Origin of the sequence: Methylobacterium oryzae (assembly GCF_021398735.1) — a bacterium.
Lineage (GTDB): Bacteria > Pseudomonadota > Alphaproteobacteria > Rhizobiales > Beijerinckiaceae > Methylobacterium.
The window spans coordinates 1208984-1225791 of sequence record NZ_CP090349.1 but is presented as its reverse complement, the minus strand read 5'-3'; the positions used below and the strand labels follow the sequence as shown (position 1 = coordinate 1225791).

The 16808-nt window shown below is 73.6% G+C and carries 18 protein-coding genes; 9 read left to right on the top strand and 9 right to left on the bottom strand.

Translation table 11 applies throughout. The annotated features are described in order from the left end of the window. Nucleotides 1-76: 76 nt before the first annotated feature. Together LXM90_RS05875 and LXM90_RS05870 are read left to right on the top strand one after the other, a co-directional pair. Entirely contained in the window at nucleotides 77-1336 is a 1260-nt protein-coding gene (locus LXM90_RS05875) for a glycosyltransferase family 4 protein (protein WP_234082014.1), read from the top strand. A 359-nt stretch (nucleotides 1337-1695) separates the two neighbouring features. Further along, the gene (locus tag LXM90_RS05870; RefSeq protein WP_020090695.1) at nucleotides 1696-2694 is read left to right on the top strand and encodes a lipid II:glycine glycyltransferase FemX; all 999 of its coding nucleotides are present in this window, start codon (nucleotides 1696-1698) and stop codon (nucleotides 2692-2694) included. Nucleotides 2695-2706: 12 nt separating this feature from the next. Here the strand turns inward: LXM90_RS05870 and LXM90_RS05865 are convergent, their stop codons facing one another. Both LXM90_RS05865 and LXM90_RS05860 read right to left on the bottom strand, forming a co-directional pair. Then, nucleotides 2707-4044 (bottom strand): hypothetical protein, encoded by a 1338-nt coding sequence (locus tag LXM90_RS05865; protein ID WP_234082013.1) that lies wholly within the window; start codon nucleotides 4042-4044, stop codon nucleotides 2707-2709. 132 nt (nucleotides 4045-4176) lie between these two features. Beyond that, complete coding sequence (locus LXM90_RS05860; protein ID WP_020090697.1) at nucleotides 4177-5319, bottom strand: aminotransferase class V-fold PLP-dependent enzyme; 1143 nt, start codon at nucleotides 5317-5319, stop codon at nucleotides 4177-4179. A gap of 344 nt (nucleotides 5320-5663) precedes the next feature. On the opposite strand from LXM90_RS05860, the gene LXM90_RS05855 reads away from it, so the two are divergent. Beyond that, on the top strand, nucleotides 5664-6536 hold the full coding sequence (locus tag LXM90_RS05855; RefSeq protein ID WP_020090698.1) for a 4-(cytidine 5'-diphospho)-2-C-methyl-D-erythritol kinase: 873 nt from the start codon (nucleotides 5664-5666) through the stop codon (nucleotides 6534-6536). 19 nt (nucleotides 6537-6555) lie between these two features. Here the strand turns inward: LXM90_RS05855 and LXM90_RS05850 are convergent, their stop codons facing one another. Next, a complete protein-coding gene (locus tag LXM90_RS05850; RefSeq protein ID WP_234082012.1) occupies nucleotides 6556-7035 on the bottom strand; it encodes a hypothetical protein in 480 nt (159 codons plus the stop codon). Continuing rightward, nucleotides 7032-8849, bottom strand: coding sequence for a chloride channel protein (locus LXM90_RS05845; protein ID WP_234082011.1), 1818 nt, complete (start codon nucleotides 8847-8849; stop codon nucleotides 7032-7034). Before LXM90_RS05845 ends, LXM90_RS05850 begins: the two co-directional genes overlap by 4 nt. Before the next feature lie 136 nt (nucleotides 8850-8985). Here LXM90_RS05845 and LXM90_RS05840 point away from each other — a divergent pair, with 136 nt between their 5' ends. Continuing rightward, on the top strand, nucleotides 8986-9414 hold the full coding sequence (locus LXM90_RS05840; RefSeq protein ID WP_234082008.1) for a MarR family winged helix-turn-helix transcriptional regulator: 429 nt from the start codon (nucleotides 8986-8988) through the stop codon (nucleotides 9412-9414). 68 nt (nucleotides 9415-9482) lie between these two features. On the opposite strand, the gene LXM90_RS05835 is transcribed toward LXM90_RS05840, so the two are convergent. Next, complete coding sequence (locus tag LXM90_RS05835; RefSeq protein WP_020090702.1) at nucleotides 9483-10502, bottom strand: polyprenyl synthetase family protein; 1020 nt, start codon at nucleotides 10500-10502, stop codon at nucleotides 9483-9485. A 168-nt stretch (nucleotides 10503-10670) separates the two neighbouring features. On the opposite strand from LXM90_RS05835, the gene LXM90_RS05830 reads away from it, so the two are divergent. After that, nucleotides 10671-10895 (top strand): DUF2007 domain-containing protein, encoded by a 225-nt coding sequence (locus LXM90_RS05830; protein WP_026604550.1) that lies wholly within the window; start codon nucleotides 10671-10673, stop codon nucleotides 10893-10895. Continuing rightward, the gene (locus LXM90_RS05825; protein WP_091679235.1) at nucleotides 10892-11650 is read left to right on the top strand and encodes a tRNA1(Val) (adenine(37)-N6)-methyltransferase; all 759 of its coding nucleotides are present in this window, start codon (nucleotides 10892-10894) and stop codon (nucleotides 11648-11650) included. The genes LXM90_RS05830 and LXM90_RS05825 overlap by 4 nt, the downstream gene beginning before the upstream one ends. Nucleotides 11651-11659: 9 nt before the next feature. Here the strand turns inward: LXM90_RS05825 and LXM90_RS05820 are convergent, their stop codons facing one another. Together LXM90_RS05820 and LXM90_RS05815 are read right to left on the bottom strand one after the other, a co-directional pair. Next, complete coding sequence (locus LXM90_RS05820; protein WP_056531638.1) at nucleotides 11660-11971, bottom strand: hypothetical protein; 312 nt, start codon at nucleotides 11969-11971, stop codon at nucleotides 11660-11662. Between the two features lie 32 nt (nucleotides 11972-12003). Further along, on the bottom strand, nucleotides 12004-12678 hold the full coding sequence (locus tag LXM90_RS05815) for a hypothetical protein (RefSeq protein WP_056531636.1): 675 nt from the start codon (nucleotides 12676-12678) through the stop codon (nucleotides 12004-12006). A 405-nt stretch (nucleotides 12679-13083) separates the two neighbouring features. On the opposite strand from LXM90_RS05815, the gene LXM90_RS05810 reads away from it, so the two are divergent. The 3 genes from LXM90_RS05810 to LXM90_RS05800 are packed head-to-tail and all read left to right on the top strand — an operon-like array spanning nucleotide 13084 to nucleotide 14646. Then, nucleotides 13084-13881: a heme ABC transporter permease gene (locus tag LXM90_RS05810; RefSeq protein WP_100250638.1), complete on the top strand. Its 798-nt coding sequence runs from the start codon at nucleotides 13084-13086 to the stop codon at nucleotides 13879-13881. A 10-nt stretch (nucleotides 13882-13891) separates the two neighbouring features. Then, entirely contained in the window at nucleotides 13892-14035 is a 144-nt protein-coding gene (ccmD, locus tag LXM90_RS05805) for a heme exporter protein CcmD (protein ID WP_020090708.1), read from the top strand. Beyond that, on the top strand, nucleotides 14032-14646 hold the full coding sequence (locus LXM90_RS05800; RefSeq protein WP_020090709.1) for a DsbE family thiol:disulfide interchange protein: 615 nt from the start codon (nucleotides 14032-14034) through the stop codon (nucleotides 14644-14646). The genes ccmD and LXM90_RS05800 overlap by 4 nt, the downstream gene beginning before the upstream one ends. 3 nt (nucleotides 14647-14649) lie before the next feature. On the opposite strand, the gene LXM90_RS05795 is transcribed toward LXM90_RS05800, so the two are convergent. Both LXM90_RS05795 and ftsY read right to left on the bottom strand, forming a co-directional pair. After that, nucleotides 14650-15264, bottom strand: a complete 615-nt coding sequence (locus tag LXM90_RS05795) for a septation protein A (RefSeq protein WP_091679240.1) — start codon at nucleotides 15262-15264, stop codon at nucleotides 14650-14652. 131 nt (nucleotides 15265-15395) lie between these two features. Next, the gene (gene ftsY, locus LXM90_RS05790; RefSeq protein WP_234082007.1) at nucleotides 15396-16796 is read right to left on the bottom strand and encodes a signal recognition particle-docking protein FtsY; all 1401 of its coding nucleotides are present in this window, start codon (nucleotides 16794-16796) and stop codon (nucleotides 15396-15398) included. Nucleotides 16797-16808: the final 12 nt, after the last annotated feature.

Genomic DNA, 16808 nt, shown 5'->3' with positions numbered 1-16808 from the left:
TGTAGATCCGAAGGATACAATCCCGACGACCGGTCTCTACAACTGCTAGTTGTTTATTCAATACAGAAATCATCTTATGGTAGATAACTTCGGACTGAGAGCGGCGCGCGACAGCGATCGTGCTGCCGCCCCCGCGCTGCGGGCCGTCGGCAACGCCGCTGCGGAGCTTCGGATCACGTGCGTCCACCAGGGATTCGAGCTGTACGGCTCGGATCGCTGCTTCATCGAGACCGTCCGCACGATCCGGGCCGCCCATCCGGGTGCGCGGATCGACGTGGTGCTGCCGCGACGCGGGCCGATCGTGGCCGCGCTGGAGCCCTTCGCCAGCGAGATCGTGATCGCCCCGCTCTGGATCCTGCGGCGCAAGAACCTGGCGCGCCTCGTAACCCTGGGTCTGATGGCTCTGCCCATCGCGATGATCCGTGCGTGGCGCCGCATCCGCGCGAGCGACCTCGTCTACATCAACACCACCGTGGTGGCCGACTACCTGCTGGCCGCCCGGCTGGTCCCCGGCCGGAGCATCGTCCACGTCCACGAGATCCCCGAAGGCGCCGTGCTGAAGGTCCTGCGCGGGCTGATCCGCTGGAGCGGCGCCAACGTGGTGTTCAACTCGCGCGCCACCGAGCGGGCCTACGCCCTGCCCCGCGGGGCGACCGCCCGGGTCGTCTACAACGGGATCGCGGGTCCCGCCGAGCCGAATCGGAGCGCCTACGTCGGCGCCCGCCCGCTCCGCGTGCTGATGCTCGGCCGGATCAGCCGGATCAAGGGCCAGGACGTCCTCGTGGAGGCGCTGGCCTCCCTGCCGGAGCCCGTGCGTCGGCGGATCGCGCTGCGCATCGTCGGCAGCGCCTTCGAGGACGAGGCCCGCGAGCGGGCCCTGGTCGGGCGGATCGCCGAGGCGGGGCTCGCCGCGCAGGTCACGCTCGAGCCGTTCGTGGCCGATCCCACCGCCCTCTACCGCTGGGCCGACGTGGTCACGATGCCGTCGCAGCGGCCCGAATCCCTCGGCCGCGTAGCGATCGAGGCGATGTCCTACGGCGTGCCGCCGCTCGTCACGGCGATCGGCGGCCTGCCCGAGGTGGTGGAGGACGGGAAGACCGGCTGGATCGTCCCGCCGGGCGGCCCGGAGCCGATCGCCGCCGTGCTGGCGGATCTGGTCGCCGACCCGGCGCGCTGGCGCGACTTCGGCCGGGCGGCCCGGGCGCGCTACCTGAGCCTGTTCTCGGAGGCCTCGGCGGCGGAGGGCATCGAGGCCATGGTCCGGACGACGCTGCGCCGCCCGACGGCGACGGATCCGTCCCGCGCCGCGGACGCGCCGGCGCGACCGGCCGCCTAGGATCCCCGCGCGTCCCCGCAGGACCGGCGTCGGTCCGGAACAGGCGTCCGCCCTGAGCGCGGGCGCCCTCGGGGTTACCGGGACGACCTCCTGCTCGCCCGCGGTCCGTGGCCAAGCGCCGCGGCCGGCCCTGCTGCCGGCGCCGCGCAACGACCGGCCCGGGCTCGTCCCCTCACCGGCCCCGGCCGCCCGGGTACCGGAGCCCCGCTCGCGACGCAGCGGAAACCGACCCGCGCGGCCACCGTCACCCTGTGGACGATCGGCCGCGCGAGGATGCATTGCGGTGGCGCCTGACCGATGAGGCGTGCGGCGCGGGAAACCCTGCCCGGCCGGGACGGGGCGCGAGGACGAGGAGCGACATGGCGGCCAAGCTCGCGGTTCAGGAGACCGCGGATGCCCTGGACTGGGACCGGCGGGTCTGGGCCTGCCCGGGCGCCAACATCTATTGCGGCAGCCCCTGGGGCACCTACAAGGCGCGGCGCGGCCTGGAGGTGCGGCGGGCGGTCGTGTCCGGCGACGGCGCGGACCTCGCCTTCGTCCAGTGGCAGACGCGCCGGAAGGGGCCGGCGCGGTTCATCCACGTCCAGGGCGGCCCGCTGCTGACCGCCGCGGGCGCGCACCGCGCGGAGGCGGTGTTCGCCGCGTTCATCGACCACCTCGCGCTCGGCCGGCTCGACGTCCTCGCCGTCGACTACGAGCAGTTCGAGACCCGCGACGCGACGCTGGCGCTGCTGATGCACGGCTTCGCCCCGGTGATCGGCGCGCCCGACCACACCCTCGAGCTCGACCTGACCCAGGATCTCGACGCCATCCAGGCCGGCATGGAGCCGCGCTGGCGCAAGGCCCTGCGCAAGGCCGAGCGGAACGCCGAGGTGACGACGCATTTCCTCGAGGACAGGGCCGAGCGCCTCGAAGCCTTCGACGACTTCACCGCGATGTTCGCGGCCCTGCGCGAGCGCAAGGGCTTCGCCACGACGCTGCAGCCGCAGGCCTACCGCGACATCGCGGCCGAGGACGAGCACCTGCTGTTCCTCGACGTCCGCGAGAACGGACGGCGCGTCCTCGTGCGGATCGCGCACCTGTCGGACAGCCGCTGCACGGATTTCTACACGGCCTCGAACGAGCGGGCCCGCGCGACGGGCGCCGCGACCCTCGCGGTCTGGCGCTTCGTGGAGCGAGCGAAGGAAGAGGGCTGCCGGGTCTTCGATTTCGGCGGCATCGATCCGGCGGCGAACCGGCCCGTCTTCGAGTTCAAGCGCGGCCTGTGCACCGACGTGGTCCAGCACAATCCGCTCTGGGTCTACAGCCGGACGCCGGCGCTGCGGAGACTGGCGCCGGCCCTGCTCGCGCTGCGCTGAGCGGCGGGCCCGTCACGGGGCACCGAGGGGCCGCGCCGGCCCCGGGCGCCGCGCCAGGGTCCGGAAGGCCGAGACCGACCAGACCAGCGTCGCAACCTCGGAGGCCAGCAGGCCGGCGAGCGCGGTGGCGGGCGGCAGCAGCAGCAGCGCCGGCACCATCACGGCCATCCCGAGGGCGGCGCTCGCCACCGCGCCCGCCGTGATGGTCCGGAACGCCGCCGAGGCCTCGAGATAGGCCCGCGGGATCGCGTAGAGCAGCGACACGGTCACCACCGCCCAGACACCGAGCCCGATCCAGCCCATCGGCTGCGCGGCGAACCGGCCCTTGAACAGGATGTCCTCGACCAGCGGCAAGGCGGCCGCCATCACCGCCCCGTAGGCGAGACAGGTGCTGCCGAGCAGGATTCCGTTGCGGACGACGAGCCGGCGGGCGGCATCGACCTGCCCGGCCGCGAGCAACCGGCTGATCTCGGGCAGGATCATGTTCAGCAGCGCGCTCGCGGGGATGCGCAGCGGCGCGTAGAGCACGATCGTGGCGGCGATCGGCGCGTAGGCGGCGGGCCCGGCCAGGAGCGCCAGCAGCAGGGTCAGCCCCTGACCCTGGACCGTCAGGCTGGTGACGCCGGCGAGCGACCACGCCAGGGTCCGCCAGATGGCCCGGTAGCGGGCGCGCGCCCGCGCGTGCAGCGAGAAGCGGATCCGCTCGCGCAGCGCCGCGTAGGCCACCGCGATCGCGACCGCGTGCGCGAGCGCGATCGCCGCGAAGGCCCGATCGAGAAGGGCCGTGCCCTCCCCGTTCAGCCAGCGCGCGACGAGGAGACCGCCGCAGACCGCGTAGACCAGGTCGCTCAGGCCGGCGATCCGGGGCCGGCCGCGGGCGAGGAGCACGATCCGCAGGTAGCTGCGGAAGGCGTAGAGGCCCACGAAAGCCCCGGCCGCGAGGGCGCCGAGGCCGATCACCGGGATCAGCAGAAGGCCGACGGCGACCGCCATGAGGCCGGAGACCAGCACCGCGCCCGAGCCGAACATCACGTCGTAGCCGAGCGCCGCCGGACGCCCCAGGCTCCGGGCGACGTGGATCGTCGCCGGGACCGCCACCAGGGCCCGGATGTAGGTGATGCCGACCGCCCCGACCGCGAAGACGATGGCGAACAGGCCGTAATCGTGCGCGCCGAGCGCGCGCACCAGCAGGATGTTGAGGAGGAAGTGGAACAGGCTCTGGGTCAGCTCGCCCGACAGGATCACGGCGAACCGCCCCGAGAGGACGGCACGCATCGGTCCGGGCAGGCGGAGGCGGCCGGCGCCCGGGAGCCGGAGCCGATCACCGGGACGCGGCATCGAATCGGTCATGTGGGGGTGGACGGTCTCCGTGTGGGCGCGCGGGCCGGGCGCCGGCGCCGGGAAGCATTCGGCGGCGCGGCATCGTCTCGCGACTCTCTCCCGGCCCGGCGCTCATGCCGGAGCGTCCGTTTCCGGACCGTCTCAGGTGATCCCCCGGAAGGCACCGGACAGTGCGGCAAGGCAGCGCGCGAGGTCGTCCTCGTCCGCCCAGACGTGCGGGCTGATGCGCAGCGCGCCGGAGCGCTCGCTCACGTAGACCCGGTCCCGCTGCAGGCGATCGACGAGGCCCGTCGGCAGACCCACGGGCGGCCGCAGACCGAGGATGTGCGGCGCCCGCAGGGAAGCCGGCAACGGCGCCAGGCCGAGGCCGGCGGCCCCGTCCGCCAAGCGGTCCGTCAGCCCGCGCAGCCGGGCGGCGACGGCCGGCACGCCCCATTCGGCTATCTGCTCCAGCCCGGTCACGGCCATGAACAGCGCGACCGGATCGTTGAGCTCGCCCCGGTCGTAGCGGCGGGCACCGGCGGCCGGCGGGCGGTTCCCGATATGCTCCTCGATGGCCGCCCCGTCCTGCCGGTGCGGCGCTGCGTACAGGAAGGCGAGACCGTACGGTCCGAGAGCCCACTTGTAGGTCGGGAAGGCCAGGAAGTCCGGACGCCACCGGGCGACGTCGACCGGCACGGCGCCCACGGCCTGCGTGGCGTCGATCACCAGGGCCGCACCGGCGGCGTGGACCGCGGGAGCGAGCCGATCGAGGTCGATCAGGCTGCCGTCGGTCCAGTGCAGCGGGGTCAGGGTGGCGAGGGCGAGCGGCGGGGCGCCCGGCCGGTCGATCGCGGCCGCGACCGCCGCGGTCCAGTCGCCGTCCGGGGGGCGCGGCACCTCCTCCACCACCAGACCCTGCCGGTCGGCCAGCCGATCGAAGGCGAAGCGCAGGGACGGAAACTCGTCGGCCACGCGGAGCAGGCGCCCGCCCGGCCTCAGGGTCAGGTTGCGGGCGGCCACCGCCATGGCGTGGCTGACCGCGCCGACGATCGCGATCTCGTCCGAGCCGGCGCCGATCAGCCGGGCGGCCGCAGCGCGCGCCCGCTCGGCCCAGGGCGGGACCGCCGTGCGGGGATGGTCCCAGGGACGGCTCTTGACCAGGATCCCCGCCTCGCCCGCCGCGCGAACGGCCCGCGGCAGCGGCGACCAGGCGGCGGCGTCGAGGTAGCTGACGTCGGCGGGCATCTCGAAGAGATGGCGCTGGCACGGGAGCGCCGCGGCGACGGATTCGGTGAACGCCATGATGCGCGACAGCCTAGAGGATCGGATCCGCCGGCACCACGGCCCGGACTCCATCGCGCGGCGCCCAGGCCGCAGGCCGGGGCGCCCGGTCCGCGCGGATCGGCGGCGGCGTGCCCCCTGGCGGACCACCGCATCCTGAGGCTCCGACGCTCCGGCGCCCTGTCGAGCCTCGCGGGACGCGACGGGCTGGTGGACTCGCCGAGGATCTGACCGTGATCCGCCCGAACGACGCCCGGCCCGACCGGCCGCGCCGGGTGTTCGGCGGGGGCGGCAGCTGAGCTGTTGTTCCGGGCCGCGAGCCTGTAGAGCCTCGGGACACATCGCCACGACCCGACCGAGACCCCGTGACCCTGCTCGCCGATCGCGCCCCCGCCAAGGTCAACCTGACACTCCACGTCCTCGGCCGCCGCGTCGGTGACGGCTACCACGTGCTCGAGAGCCTCGTCGCCTTCGCGGGCACGGCCGACCGCCTGACGCTGGATCCCGCGGCACCGCTCAGCCTGACCGTCAGCGGCCCCACCGCCGGCCCCGCCGGCCCGACGGACGACAACCTCGTCCTGCGGGCCGCCCGGGGGCTCGCCGCGCGAGTGCCGAGCCTGCGCGTGGGCGCCTTCCACTTGGTGAAGCGCCTGCCGGTCGCGGCGGGGATCGGCGGCGGCTCCTCCGACGCCGCCGCGGCCCTGCGCCTGCTGGCGCGCCTCAACGGGCTGCCCCTCGACCACGAGGCCGTCGGCGCGGTGGCGCGGGAGACCGGCGCCGACGTGCCGGTCTGCCTCGACCCGCGGGCCCGGATGATGCGCGGTGCGGGCGAGGCGATCGGGCCGGTCCTCGGCCTCGCACCGCTGCCCGCGGTGCTGATCAATCCCGGCGTTCCGGTGCCCACCGCCCCGGTCTTCAAGGCGCTGGGCCTGAGCGTCGGCCAGGATCTCGCGGGCGCGCCGCACCCGACGATCCCGCGGGCCATGGCGAGCGACCCGCTGCTCCGGGCCCTGGCCGGGGCCCGCAACGATCTGGAGGCGCCGGCCCTGACCGTGGCGCCGGTGATCGGCGACGCGCTGGCGGCCCTCCGCGCCCAGGGCTGCCGCCTCGCGCGGATGTCGGGCTCCGGCGCGACCGTTTTCGCGCTGTTCGCCGACCGGCGCGCGGCCGTCCGGGCCGCCGCCGCCCTGCGCGCCGCCCATCCGGGATGGTGGGTGGCGCCGACATTCCTGCGCTGACCCGGCCCGCGGGCGGCGTTCAGCCGGGCTCCGCCTCGTACACCGTCACGACGCCGCGACCCTCGGGCACCATCACGCGCCAGCCGCGCGCCCGCGGCAGGTCGCCGGGATCGATCGCGCTGGCCCGACCGGTCCCGACATCGAAGGTCGCGAGCCGGCCGTCCGAGATGCGTCCGCGCAGATACGCCCGGCCGTCGCCGAGGTGGAGCGCGGCCGGAGCGGCGGTGACGCCGAGGGCGACGTCCGCGAGGGCGCCGCTCGGCGCCAGGACGGCCCCCGGCAGCGCCAGCACGTCGGCCTCGGGAGCGATCTCGGACGCGACCCGCAGGTGGCCATCGACCGCGTGACGGCGGTTCAGCAGCAGGGCCTCCCGACGTCCCTCACGCTGCACGACGAGGGCGAGATCCGGCCCGTCCCGGCCGGCGATCAGGTAGACGCTGCCCGGCGCGAGCCGATCGAGGCGGGTGGTCCGGCCGGGACGGTGCAGGTTCAGGGTCATGCTTCGATCCGCGCGCGCCGCTCACCCCGCCCCTTCCGGTAGAACGCGCGACGCTCGGCTTCGGCCCGAACCACGGTGGCGCGCACCTGGAGCAGGTCCTTGCGGGTCAGGAGCCCGACGAGGCCGCCGGTGCGCGGATCGGTGACCGGCAGGCGCCCCTGCCCGGCCGACAGCATCACGTCGAGGGCGTGCGAGACCACGTCGCCCGGATGGACGACGGCGAGATCGGCGTCAGAGACGCGCTCGCCGAGGGTGCCCGCCTCGGCCTCGCCGTCGCGCTCCTCCAGGGTCCAGCGCAGGGCGTCGCTGCGCGAGACGAGACCCACGGGCCGGCCCGCGCCGTCGACCACCGGATAGGCGTGGTGGGCACCGGTCTCGATCGCCGCGAGGGCGTCGGCCAGGGGCAGGTTCGCGTCGAGGGTCTCGACCGTGCGGGTCATCACCGCCTCGACCCGGGCGAGTTCGTAGGGATCGATCCCGTATTCCCGGGTCACGTGCTGCCCGCGCCGGGCGATCTTCTCGGTCAGGATCGAGCGCTTGAGGAGGAGGACGGTCACCGCGTAGGCCGCCATGGTGGCGGCGAGCAGCGGCGCCAGGGCGGCGACGTCGCCGGTCACCTCGACGGCGAAGACGACGCCGGTCAGCGGCGCCGGCAGGGTGCCGCCGAGCATCGCCGCCATGCCGATGAGCGCCCAGAAGCCGTGGGCGCCCGGCAAGAGGAGGCCGATCAGCCAGCCGACGGCGCCGCCGAGGATCAGCAGCGGCGCGAGCACGCCTCCGGACGTGCCCGACGACAGGGCGGCGAGCCAGATCACCGCCTTCACCACGAGGATCAGCACGACGGCGTTCGCCAGCATGTGGCCGGAGAGCAGGTCGTGGATGACGTCGTAGCCGACGCCGAGCGCCCGGGGCTCCACGAGGCCGCCCAGCCCGACCACGACGGCGCCGAGGGCGGGCCACCACATCCAGTGGAGGGGAAGCCGCCCGAAACCGTCCTCCAGCGCGTAGAGCGCCCGGGTCAGCGCCCCCGAGATCAGGCCGCATGCGACCCCGAGCAGCGCGCAGGCGGGCAGCCCCCACCAGGGCAGGGCCGGATTGTCGGCGAAGGGGAAGAGCGGGCCGGCGCCGAACAGGGCCGGCCGCCAGCAGGCCGCCGTGACCGCCCCGACGGTCACCGGGACGAGGCTGCGCGGCCGCCACTCGAACAGCAGGACCTCCACGGCGAGCAGCACGGCCGCCACGGGCGTCCCGAAGATGGCGGTCATTCCGGCCGCCGCGCCCGCCACCAGCAGGGTCTTCCGCTCGGCGGCGCTGAGATGGAAGAACTGGGCGAAGAGCGAGCCGACCGCGCCGCCCGTCACGATGATCGGCCCCTCGGCGCCGAACGGGCCGCCGGTGCCGATCGCCACCGCCGAGGAGAGCGGCTTGAGCACGGCGACCTTGGGCGACATCCGGCTGCCGCCGATCAGGATCGCCTCCATCGCCTCCGGGATCCCGTGGCCGCGGATCTTCTCCGAGCCGTAGCGCGCCATGGCGCCGACGATCAGCGCCCCGATCACCGGGATCGCCACCATCCAGGGCCCCGGCGCCGCGCCGGCCAGGGAGGTCAGGTCGGCGTCGAGCCGGCCGTACCAAGCGAGGTTGGTCACGACGCCGATCAGCGTGAGCAGGATCCAGGCGGTGCCGCTGGCGGCGGTCCCGGTGACGACCGCCATGCCGGCCAGCGTCAGGACCCGCCGGTCCGCGCTGAAATCTCCCAGCGCCCGCCGCGACGGCCTGCCGTCCCCGCTCCCGCTCCCAGTCCCGCCGATCATCAGGGCCTCCTTTCGTCGCGGCGGCACTTATGTCGTGATCCGATATATTCGACAATGGCTCGACCGTTGCAGCCGGGACAGGACTGCCGATACGACGCAGCATCGGCGGCTCGGACGATTCACCACGGAGGCGATCATGGAGGCCGATGCCCCCGGAACGGCGGCACTGTCGCGGGAGCAGTACGCGGCGCTGGCGGATTTCCGCTTCCGTCTCCGCCGCTTCCTGGCGTTCAGCGAGGCCGCGGCGGCCCGGACGGGGCTGCCGCCGCAGCAGCATCAGGCGCTGCTGACGCTCGCGGGCCACGTCGGGCGCGCGCCCGCCACGGTCGGCCTGCTGGCCGAGCAGCTGCTCATCGCCCCCCACAGCGCGGCCGAGCTGGTCTCCCGCATGGTGGAGGCCGGCCTGCTGACCAAGACCCGCGCCGTCGAGGACAGGCGGCGCAGCGAGCTGTCGCTGACGCCGCGCGCCGAGGCCCTGCTGCGGACCCTCACGGACGCGCATCTCGCGGAGCTGCGCGACCTCGCCCCCGCCCTCACCGAGGCCCTCGGGCCCGTGACGCGGTGAGGCCGACGCGCGCCGTCAAGCTGGCGGAGGTCGGTCGCCGTCGACGCGGGAGCCGAGAGCGCCCGCCCTCAGCGCGCCCGCGCCACGCAGAACTCGACGGCCCCGAGGAGCGCCGCCTTGACGGGCCCGTCCGGGAAGATGTCGAGGGCGGCCCGGGCCTCGGCGCCGTAATGGTGGGCGCGGGCCACGGTCTCCTCCAGGGCGCCGTGGCGCTGCAGGAGGTCGAGGGCGGTCTCCAGGTCGGTCTCGCCGATCTCGCCCTGCTGCAGGGTGCGCCGCCAGAAGCCGCGCTCGCCCTCGCTGGCCCGGCGATAGGCCAGCACGATCGGCAGGGTGATCTTGCCCTCGCGGAAATCGTCGCCGACGTTCTTGCCGAGCTCCGCGGAGGTGCCGCCGTAGTCGAGCACGTCGTCGATCAACTGAAAGGCGATGCCGAGATTCATCCCGTAGGACCGGGCGGCCGCCTGCTCGGCCTCGGACCGGCCGGCGAGCACCGGCCCGACCTCGCAGGCGGCGGCGAACAGCTCGGCGGTCTTGCCGCGGATCACCGCGAGGTAGGCGGCCTCGTCGGTCTCCAGGTTCTTGGCGTTGGTGAGCTGCATCACCTCGCCCTCGGCGATCACCGTGGCGGCGGCCGAGAGGATGTCGAGCGCCTTGAGCGAGCCGACCTCCACCATCATCCGGAAGGCCTGGCCGAGCAGGAAGTCGCCGACCAGCACGGAGGCCTCGTTGCCCCACTTGATCCGGGCCGCGACGCGGCCGCGGCGCATGTCGCTCTCGTCGACCACGTCGTCGTGGAGGAGCGTGGCAGTGTGCATGAACTCGACGCTGGCGGCGAGCTTCACGTCGCCGTCGGTGGCGCCCGCGTAGCCGCAGAGCCGGGCGCAGGCCAGCGTCAGGATCGGGCGCAGGCGCTTGCCGCCGGAGGCGATCAGGTGGTTGGCGACCTCGGGGATCATCGCCACGTCCGATCCCGTCCGCGACAGGATCGTGGTGTTGACCCGCGCCATGCCGTCGGCCACCAGCGCGACGAGGTCGTTGAGCCCCGCCTCCGCCTCGGGCTTCGGATTCTCGATGGAGAGGGCCATACCCAAGATCCGTGACCTCCAGACCGGTCGCCCCGCAGGGGGCGGGCGATCCCTTCGCACGCGCCCCGCGGCGCCGCAACATCGTCGCCGGCCGGATATGGGGTGTCGCCAGCGCGGATCTCACGCGACGAAACCGCCGATCCCCGCCTGTTCCGGAGCCGCGCCGCGATGATCGAGCTGATCCGGGCCAACGACGTCGTGCTGATCGGGTTCGCCCGCTCGGTCCTCGAGGCGGCCGAGATCCCGGTCCTCGTGGCCGACAGTCACATGAGCCTGATGGAGGGGTCGATCGGCGTCTTCGGTCAGCGCCTCCTCGTGCCGCGCGACCACGAGGCCCAGGCCCGCCGCCTGCTGACCGATGCCGGCATCGCCCACGAGCTGCGCCAGCCGTGACCGCCGAGGCCGACAGCGGCGCCGATCCCTTCCTCGGCGGCCGCCTGCGCCTGCACCAGCCGCCGCGGGGGGCGCACCGCGCCGGGACCGACGCGGTGCTGCTCGCCCGGCTGCTCGCGCCGCGCGCCGGGGACCGGCTCTGCGACGTCGGCGCCGGGACCGGCGCCGTCGGCCTCGCCTGCGCGGCCCTGGCGCCGGGGCTCCGGCCGACCCTGGTCGAGCGCGACCCGGCACTCGCCGATCTGGCCCGCGCCAACGCGGCCCTCAACGGCATCGACGCGCGGATCGTGGTCGCCGACGTGCTGGCACCCGCGGCGGAACGCCGCGCCGCCGGTCTGCTGCCGGACAGTTTCGACGTCGTGCTCACCAACCCGCCGTTCTTCGCGGCCGGCGATCACCGCGCCTCGCCGCATCCGGGCCGCGCCGCCGCCCACACCTTCGCGGGCGGCGATCTCGACGCCTGGATCCGCGCCTGCACGGCGATCCTGCGGCCCGGCGGGCGCCTCGGCCTCATCCACCGGGCGGACGCCCTCCCGGCCTGCCTCGACGCCCTCCGGGGCCGCTACGGCGGGCTGGCGATCCGCCCGGTCCATCCCCGCGGCGACGTGCCCGCGATCCGCGTGCTGATCGCGGCGACCCGCGGCAGCCGCGCCTTGCCGAGCCTGCTGCCGCCCCTCGTCCTGCACAGCCCCGACGGCACCTTCACCGACGAGGCCGAGGTGCTCCATCGCGGCGCGCCGTGGCCGGCGCTCTGATCGCCCGCGTCACGCCGCGAGGGCGGCGGGCTCGGCGTCGCGGATGCCGAGGAACCGCTCGACCTCCGGAAGGTCCGGGAAGGCGAGGAATTCGGGGCGCAGCGGCTCGGGCAGCCCCTCGAAGTTGAGCCCCGGGAACGTGTCGGGATGCGGGTAGAGCTGCCAGGCCGCGCCGGGCTCGACCGGAGGGAACAGGATCGCGACCTTCTCGGCGCCGAGGCGGACGATCCGCGTCGGGCTGTACGACAGGGTCTCGATGCTCCAGCCGCGGTGGGAATCCCGGCGGGCCTTCATGGTGCGGCGGCTCGTCGCGCGATGCATGGCGGTCTCCTTCGGTGGGGGTGGAAGCGGGATCAGGCGGCGCTGCGGCGTCCGGCGCGCTTCGGCCAGCCCAGCGCCACGAGGCGGGCCTTGGCGTAGTCGCGCACCTCGTCGCGGGTGCCGGGCGGCATCGTCGCCAGAACGGCCTGGGTGGCGCCGTCCAGCATCAGGTCGGTGACCGCGTTGATGGTCTCGGCCTCGTCGATGCGGCGCTTGAGGTCGCCCTCGGCCTCGGTCACCTCGTCGAAGGCGGGCGCCTCCTCGAAATCCTCGTCGACGGCCCGGACCGGGACCTGATGGGCCCGGAACTCGTCGGCCTCCTCCTCGGAGTAGACGAGGCCGTGCAGCTCGATGAGCTTGAGGATGACGCGGTCCTTCCCGCGCTTCTCGGCCATGGCGTAGACGTAGGCCGCCTGCTTGCCCGAGACGCGGTAGTTCACGTTGACCAGCGCCTCGCCCATGGACCACTCGACCCGCTCGGTCCCGGGCTTCGCGCCGGGCAGCCGGCCGGTGACCAGGATCACGGCCTCGTCGCGCTCGGCCCGGATGACGGTCGGCGGCTCGAACACGATGCCGGCCTGGGCGGCGATGCGCTCCAGGGTCTTGTGATAGATGACGGCGGTCCCCTGGACGCGCCAGACGTTGCCCCCGAAGGGCTCGCCGTAGCGGACGAGGATGTCGGCGATCTGCTTGTCGGCGGTTCGCATGGGGCGCTCGGTCCGTCAGGGTGAGGTCGCGTCGTCCACAGCTTTTATCGGGGACGCTCTTCCGTTCTCTTTTTGTTCACATCTATATGCGCAATCCGCCCGCGATGCGCAAGGCTCGGACGCGAAAAGCTGCGGCCGCGGACGTGCGTCATCGTCGGACACGTGCGGGCGTGGCGCGGGTCCCCGCTCCCGTGCGGGAGAGCGCGTGCGTCGCGGACGTCTCAGGAAGTCGGCTCGTTGTCGGCGCAGTCGTACAGCAGCTTCTCGGATCCGAAGGCCTGACGGGGTCCGGCCCGGCGCACGATGCCATTGCGGCCCCCCCGCCGCCTGCGCCGCCGACCCGCATTGTTGCTGCACCGCACCCTAGGCTAGACCGCTTCCACGATGTCCGAGACAGCTGCCGCGATGACGCCTTCCCTCTGGACCCGCCTGTCGAACCCCAGCCACTTCATGCGGTGGTCGGGGGCGCTCGTGCCTTGGCTGACGGCCCTGTCCCTCGGCGTGCTGGCCCTGGGCCTGTACCAGACCTTCTTCGTGGTGCCGCCCGACTACCAGCAGGGCGAGACGGTGCGGATCATGTACATCCACGTCCCGGCGGCGTGGCTCGGCGTGTTCTTCTACGGCGCGATGAGCGTGTCGGCGATCGGAACCCTGGTCTGGCGCCACCCGCTGGCCGACGTCGCCCAGCGGGCGGCCGCGCCGATCGGGGCCGCCTTCACGCTGATCTGCCTCGTGACCGGCTCGCTGTGGGGCAAGCCCATGTGGGGCACCTACTGGGTCTGGGACGCGCGCCTGACCTCCATGCTGATCCTGCTGCTGATCTACTGCGGCATCATCGCCCTGTGGCGGACCCTGGAGGATCCGAACCGCGCCGCGCGCGCGGTGGCGATCCTGACGCTGGTCGGCGCCGTGAACCTGCCGATCATCAAGTTCTCGGTGAACTGGTGGTCGACGCTTCATCAGCCGGCCTCGATCCTGCGCATGGGCGGCTCCACCATCGATCCCTCGATGCTCCACCCGCTGCTGGTCATGATCGCCGCCGCGACCCTCGGCGGGATGACCCTGCACCTCTACGCGATGCGCACCGAGATCATGCGCCGCCGGGTGCGGACGCTGACGATCCGCGAGGCCGAGCGCCTCGACCGCGCCCAGCCGCGCCTCACCCCGACACCGGCCGCGATGCCGGTCGGGCAGCCGGTCTAGGAGGACCGCGATGGATCTCGGGTCTCACGGCGGCTTCATCCTGGCCGCCTACGCGTTCACGGCGGTGGTGATGGTCGCCCTCGTGGGCAACGCCCTGCGCGACCGCCGGGCGCAGCGGCGCGCCCTCAGGGGCTTCGGCGAGGACCGGCGATGAGCGCGCCCCTCGACGACACCGCCGGCCGGACACCGCCGGTCCGCCGCTCGCTGCTGCTGATCCTGCCGGCGCTCGTCTTCGCGGCGCTCGCCGCCGTGCTGTTCCTGCGCCTGCGCTCCGGCGCCGACCCGGCCGCCCTCCCCTCCGCGATGATCGGCAAGCCGGTCCCGCGCTTCGACCTGCCCGCGGTGCCGGGGCTGACCGCCAACGGCGCGCCCGTGCCCGGCCTGTCGAGCGCGGACCTCAAGGGCCAGATCACCGTGCTCAACGTCTTCGCCTCGTGGTGCGCGCCCTGCCAAGTGGAGCACCCGATGCTGATGCGGCTGGCGAAGGAGCCCGGCATCCGGCTCGTGGGGATCGACTACAAGGAGCCGAACCCCGAGGCCGGCCAGCGCTTCCTGACCCGGCACGGCGTGCCGTTCAGCGCGGTGGGGGCCGATGCCGGCGGCCGCGCGGCGATCGATTTCGGCGTCTACGGCGTGCCCGAGACCTTCATCATCGGGCCCGACGGCGTGATCCGCGACAAGCTGGTCGGCATCCTCACGCCGGAGAATTTTTCCAGCGTGCTCGCCCGCATCCGCGCGGCCGGCAAGGTCGCGGCGGCGCAGTAGGCGTCACGCCTCCGGCTGCGCCTTCTTGCGCTCGTAGCGGGTGAGCAGCGGCGTCTGCGCGAGGGCGAACAGCACGGTGATCGGCATGATGCCGAACACCTTGAAGTTGACCCAGAAATCCTCCGTCTGGGTCCGCCAGACCAGCTCGTTGAGAGCCGCCAGCACGAAGAAGAACACGCCCCAGCGGAAGGTGAGCTTCCGCCAGCCCTCGTCGGTGAGGCTGAACATCGAGTCGAGCACCACCGACAGCAGCGAGCGCCCGAACACGAGGCCGCCGAGCAGCACGGTGCCGAACAGGGCGTTCACGATGGTCGGCTTGACCATGATGAAGGTCTTGTCCTGCAGCGCCAGGGTCAGGCCGCCGAACACCACCACCACCACGCCGGACACGAGCGGCATGATCGGCAGGCGGCGCACCATCACGTAGTGGATCGCCAGAGCCACCACGGTCGCCGCGATGAACACGCCCGTGGCCACGAACAGCTTCTGGTCCGGGGCGACGCCGAACTTCTCGGAATAGGCGTTGCCGAGGAAGAACAGCACCAGCGGCCCGAGTTCCAGCGCCAGCTTCACGAGCGGCGGCAGGTGGCGGTGCGGGGGGACGGATTCGATCTGCATACGCTCGGTTGGCTCGGCTGCGGCGCTCACGGTCGGCTGAGAGCGTCGGACGGGATTCGCCGGGGTGTGTGGAACGCGGAGCGCGCGATGTCCATGACATCGCGCACCTGAGACCTTCGAGCGGCCGCCGCCTAATCCTTCTCCAGCCCGGCGATCGCCCGGGCGAAGTCGCGGGCCGCGAAGGGCTCCAGATCCTCCACGCCCTCGCCGACACCGATGAAGTGCACCGGCAGGTCGAACTTCGCCGCCAGCGCCACCAGGATGCCGCCCCGGGCGGTGCCGTCGAGCTTGGTCATCACCAGGCCCGAGACCGGCGCGGCCTGCGAGAACAGCTCCACCTGGCTGAGCGCGTTCTGGCCGACCGTGGCGTCGAGGACGAGGAGCGTGGCGTGCGGCGCCTCCGGGTCCTGCTTGCGCAGGACGCGGACGATCTTCTCCAGCTCGGCCATCAGGCCGGCCTTGTTCTGGAGCCGGCCGGCCGTGTCGATCAGCAGCACGTCGGTGCCGGCGGTGCCCGCCTGCTTCAGGGCGTCGAAGGCGAGGCCCGCCGCGTCCGCCCCCTGCGCGCCGCTCACCACCGGCGTGCCGGTGCGCGCACCCCAGACCTTGAGCTGGTCGATCGCCGCCGCGCGGAAGGTGTCGCCGGCCGCGAGCATCACGGTGCGCCCCTCCGCCCGCAGCTTCGAGGCGAGCTTTCCGAGCGTCGTGGTCTTGCCGGCGCCGTTCACGCCGACCGTCAGGATCACGAAGGGCTTCCGGGCGTCGTCGATCGTCAGCGGCACCGCCACGGGCTCCAGCGCCCGCTCCACCTCCGCGGCCAGGATCGCCCGGACCTCGTCGGGCGAGATGCCCTTCTCGTAGCGGCCCTTGCCGACGGCCTCCGAGACCCGCATCGCGGTCTCCAGGCCGAAATCGGCCTGTATCAGGGCGTCCTCCAGGTCCTCCAGGGTCGTGGCGTCGAGCTTGCGCTTGGTGAACAGGCCCGTGACCCGGTCGGACAGCGCCGACGAGGTCCGCTTCATCCCGGAGGTGAGGCGGCTCCACCAGCCCTTGGCCTCCGGCTCGCGGTCCGGCCCGGCGCCGGCGTCGTGCGCGAGGGCCGCGGCGCTGTCGACCGGCTGGATGTCGGGCTGGGAATCGGATTGAATCTCGGGCTGCACGTCGGCAGCCGGCTCCACCACCGGCTCGCGGTTCATATCACCCGTATCGACCGGGTCGGCGCCGTGCGCGGGATCGTCACCGGCGGTGCCGGCCGGCGGGCGCTCCGGCTCGCCCTCCACGGGCAGCAGGTCCGCACCCTCGACCGCGTCCGGGACCGGCTCCCCGGTCTCCTCGGGCGGCAGCGGGACGTGGGTGACATCTTCCGCGGCGGTGGTGAAGTCCGGCTCCCCCTCGGAGGGCGAGGCCGCCCCGGCCGGAAGCTCGGCCTCGGGCTTGTCCTCGGCCTGATCCTCGGCTCTGTCCTCGGGCGCGGGCTGGCCTTTGCGCCCGAACAGGCGTCCGAACCAGCCGGGCTTCTCCTCGCTCGCCATGAAATCGCGTCC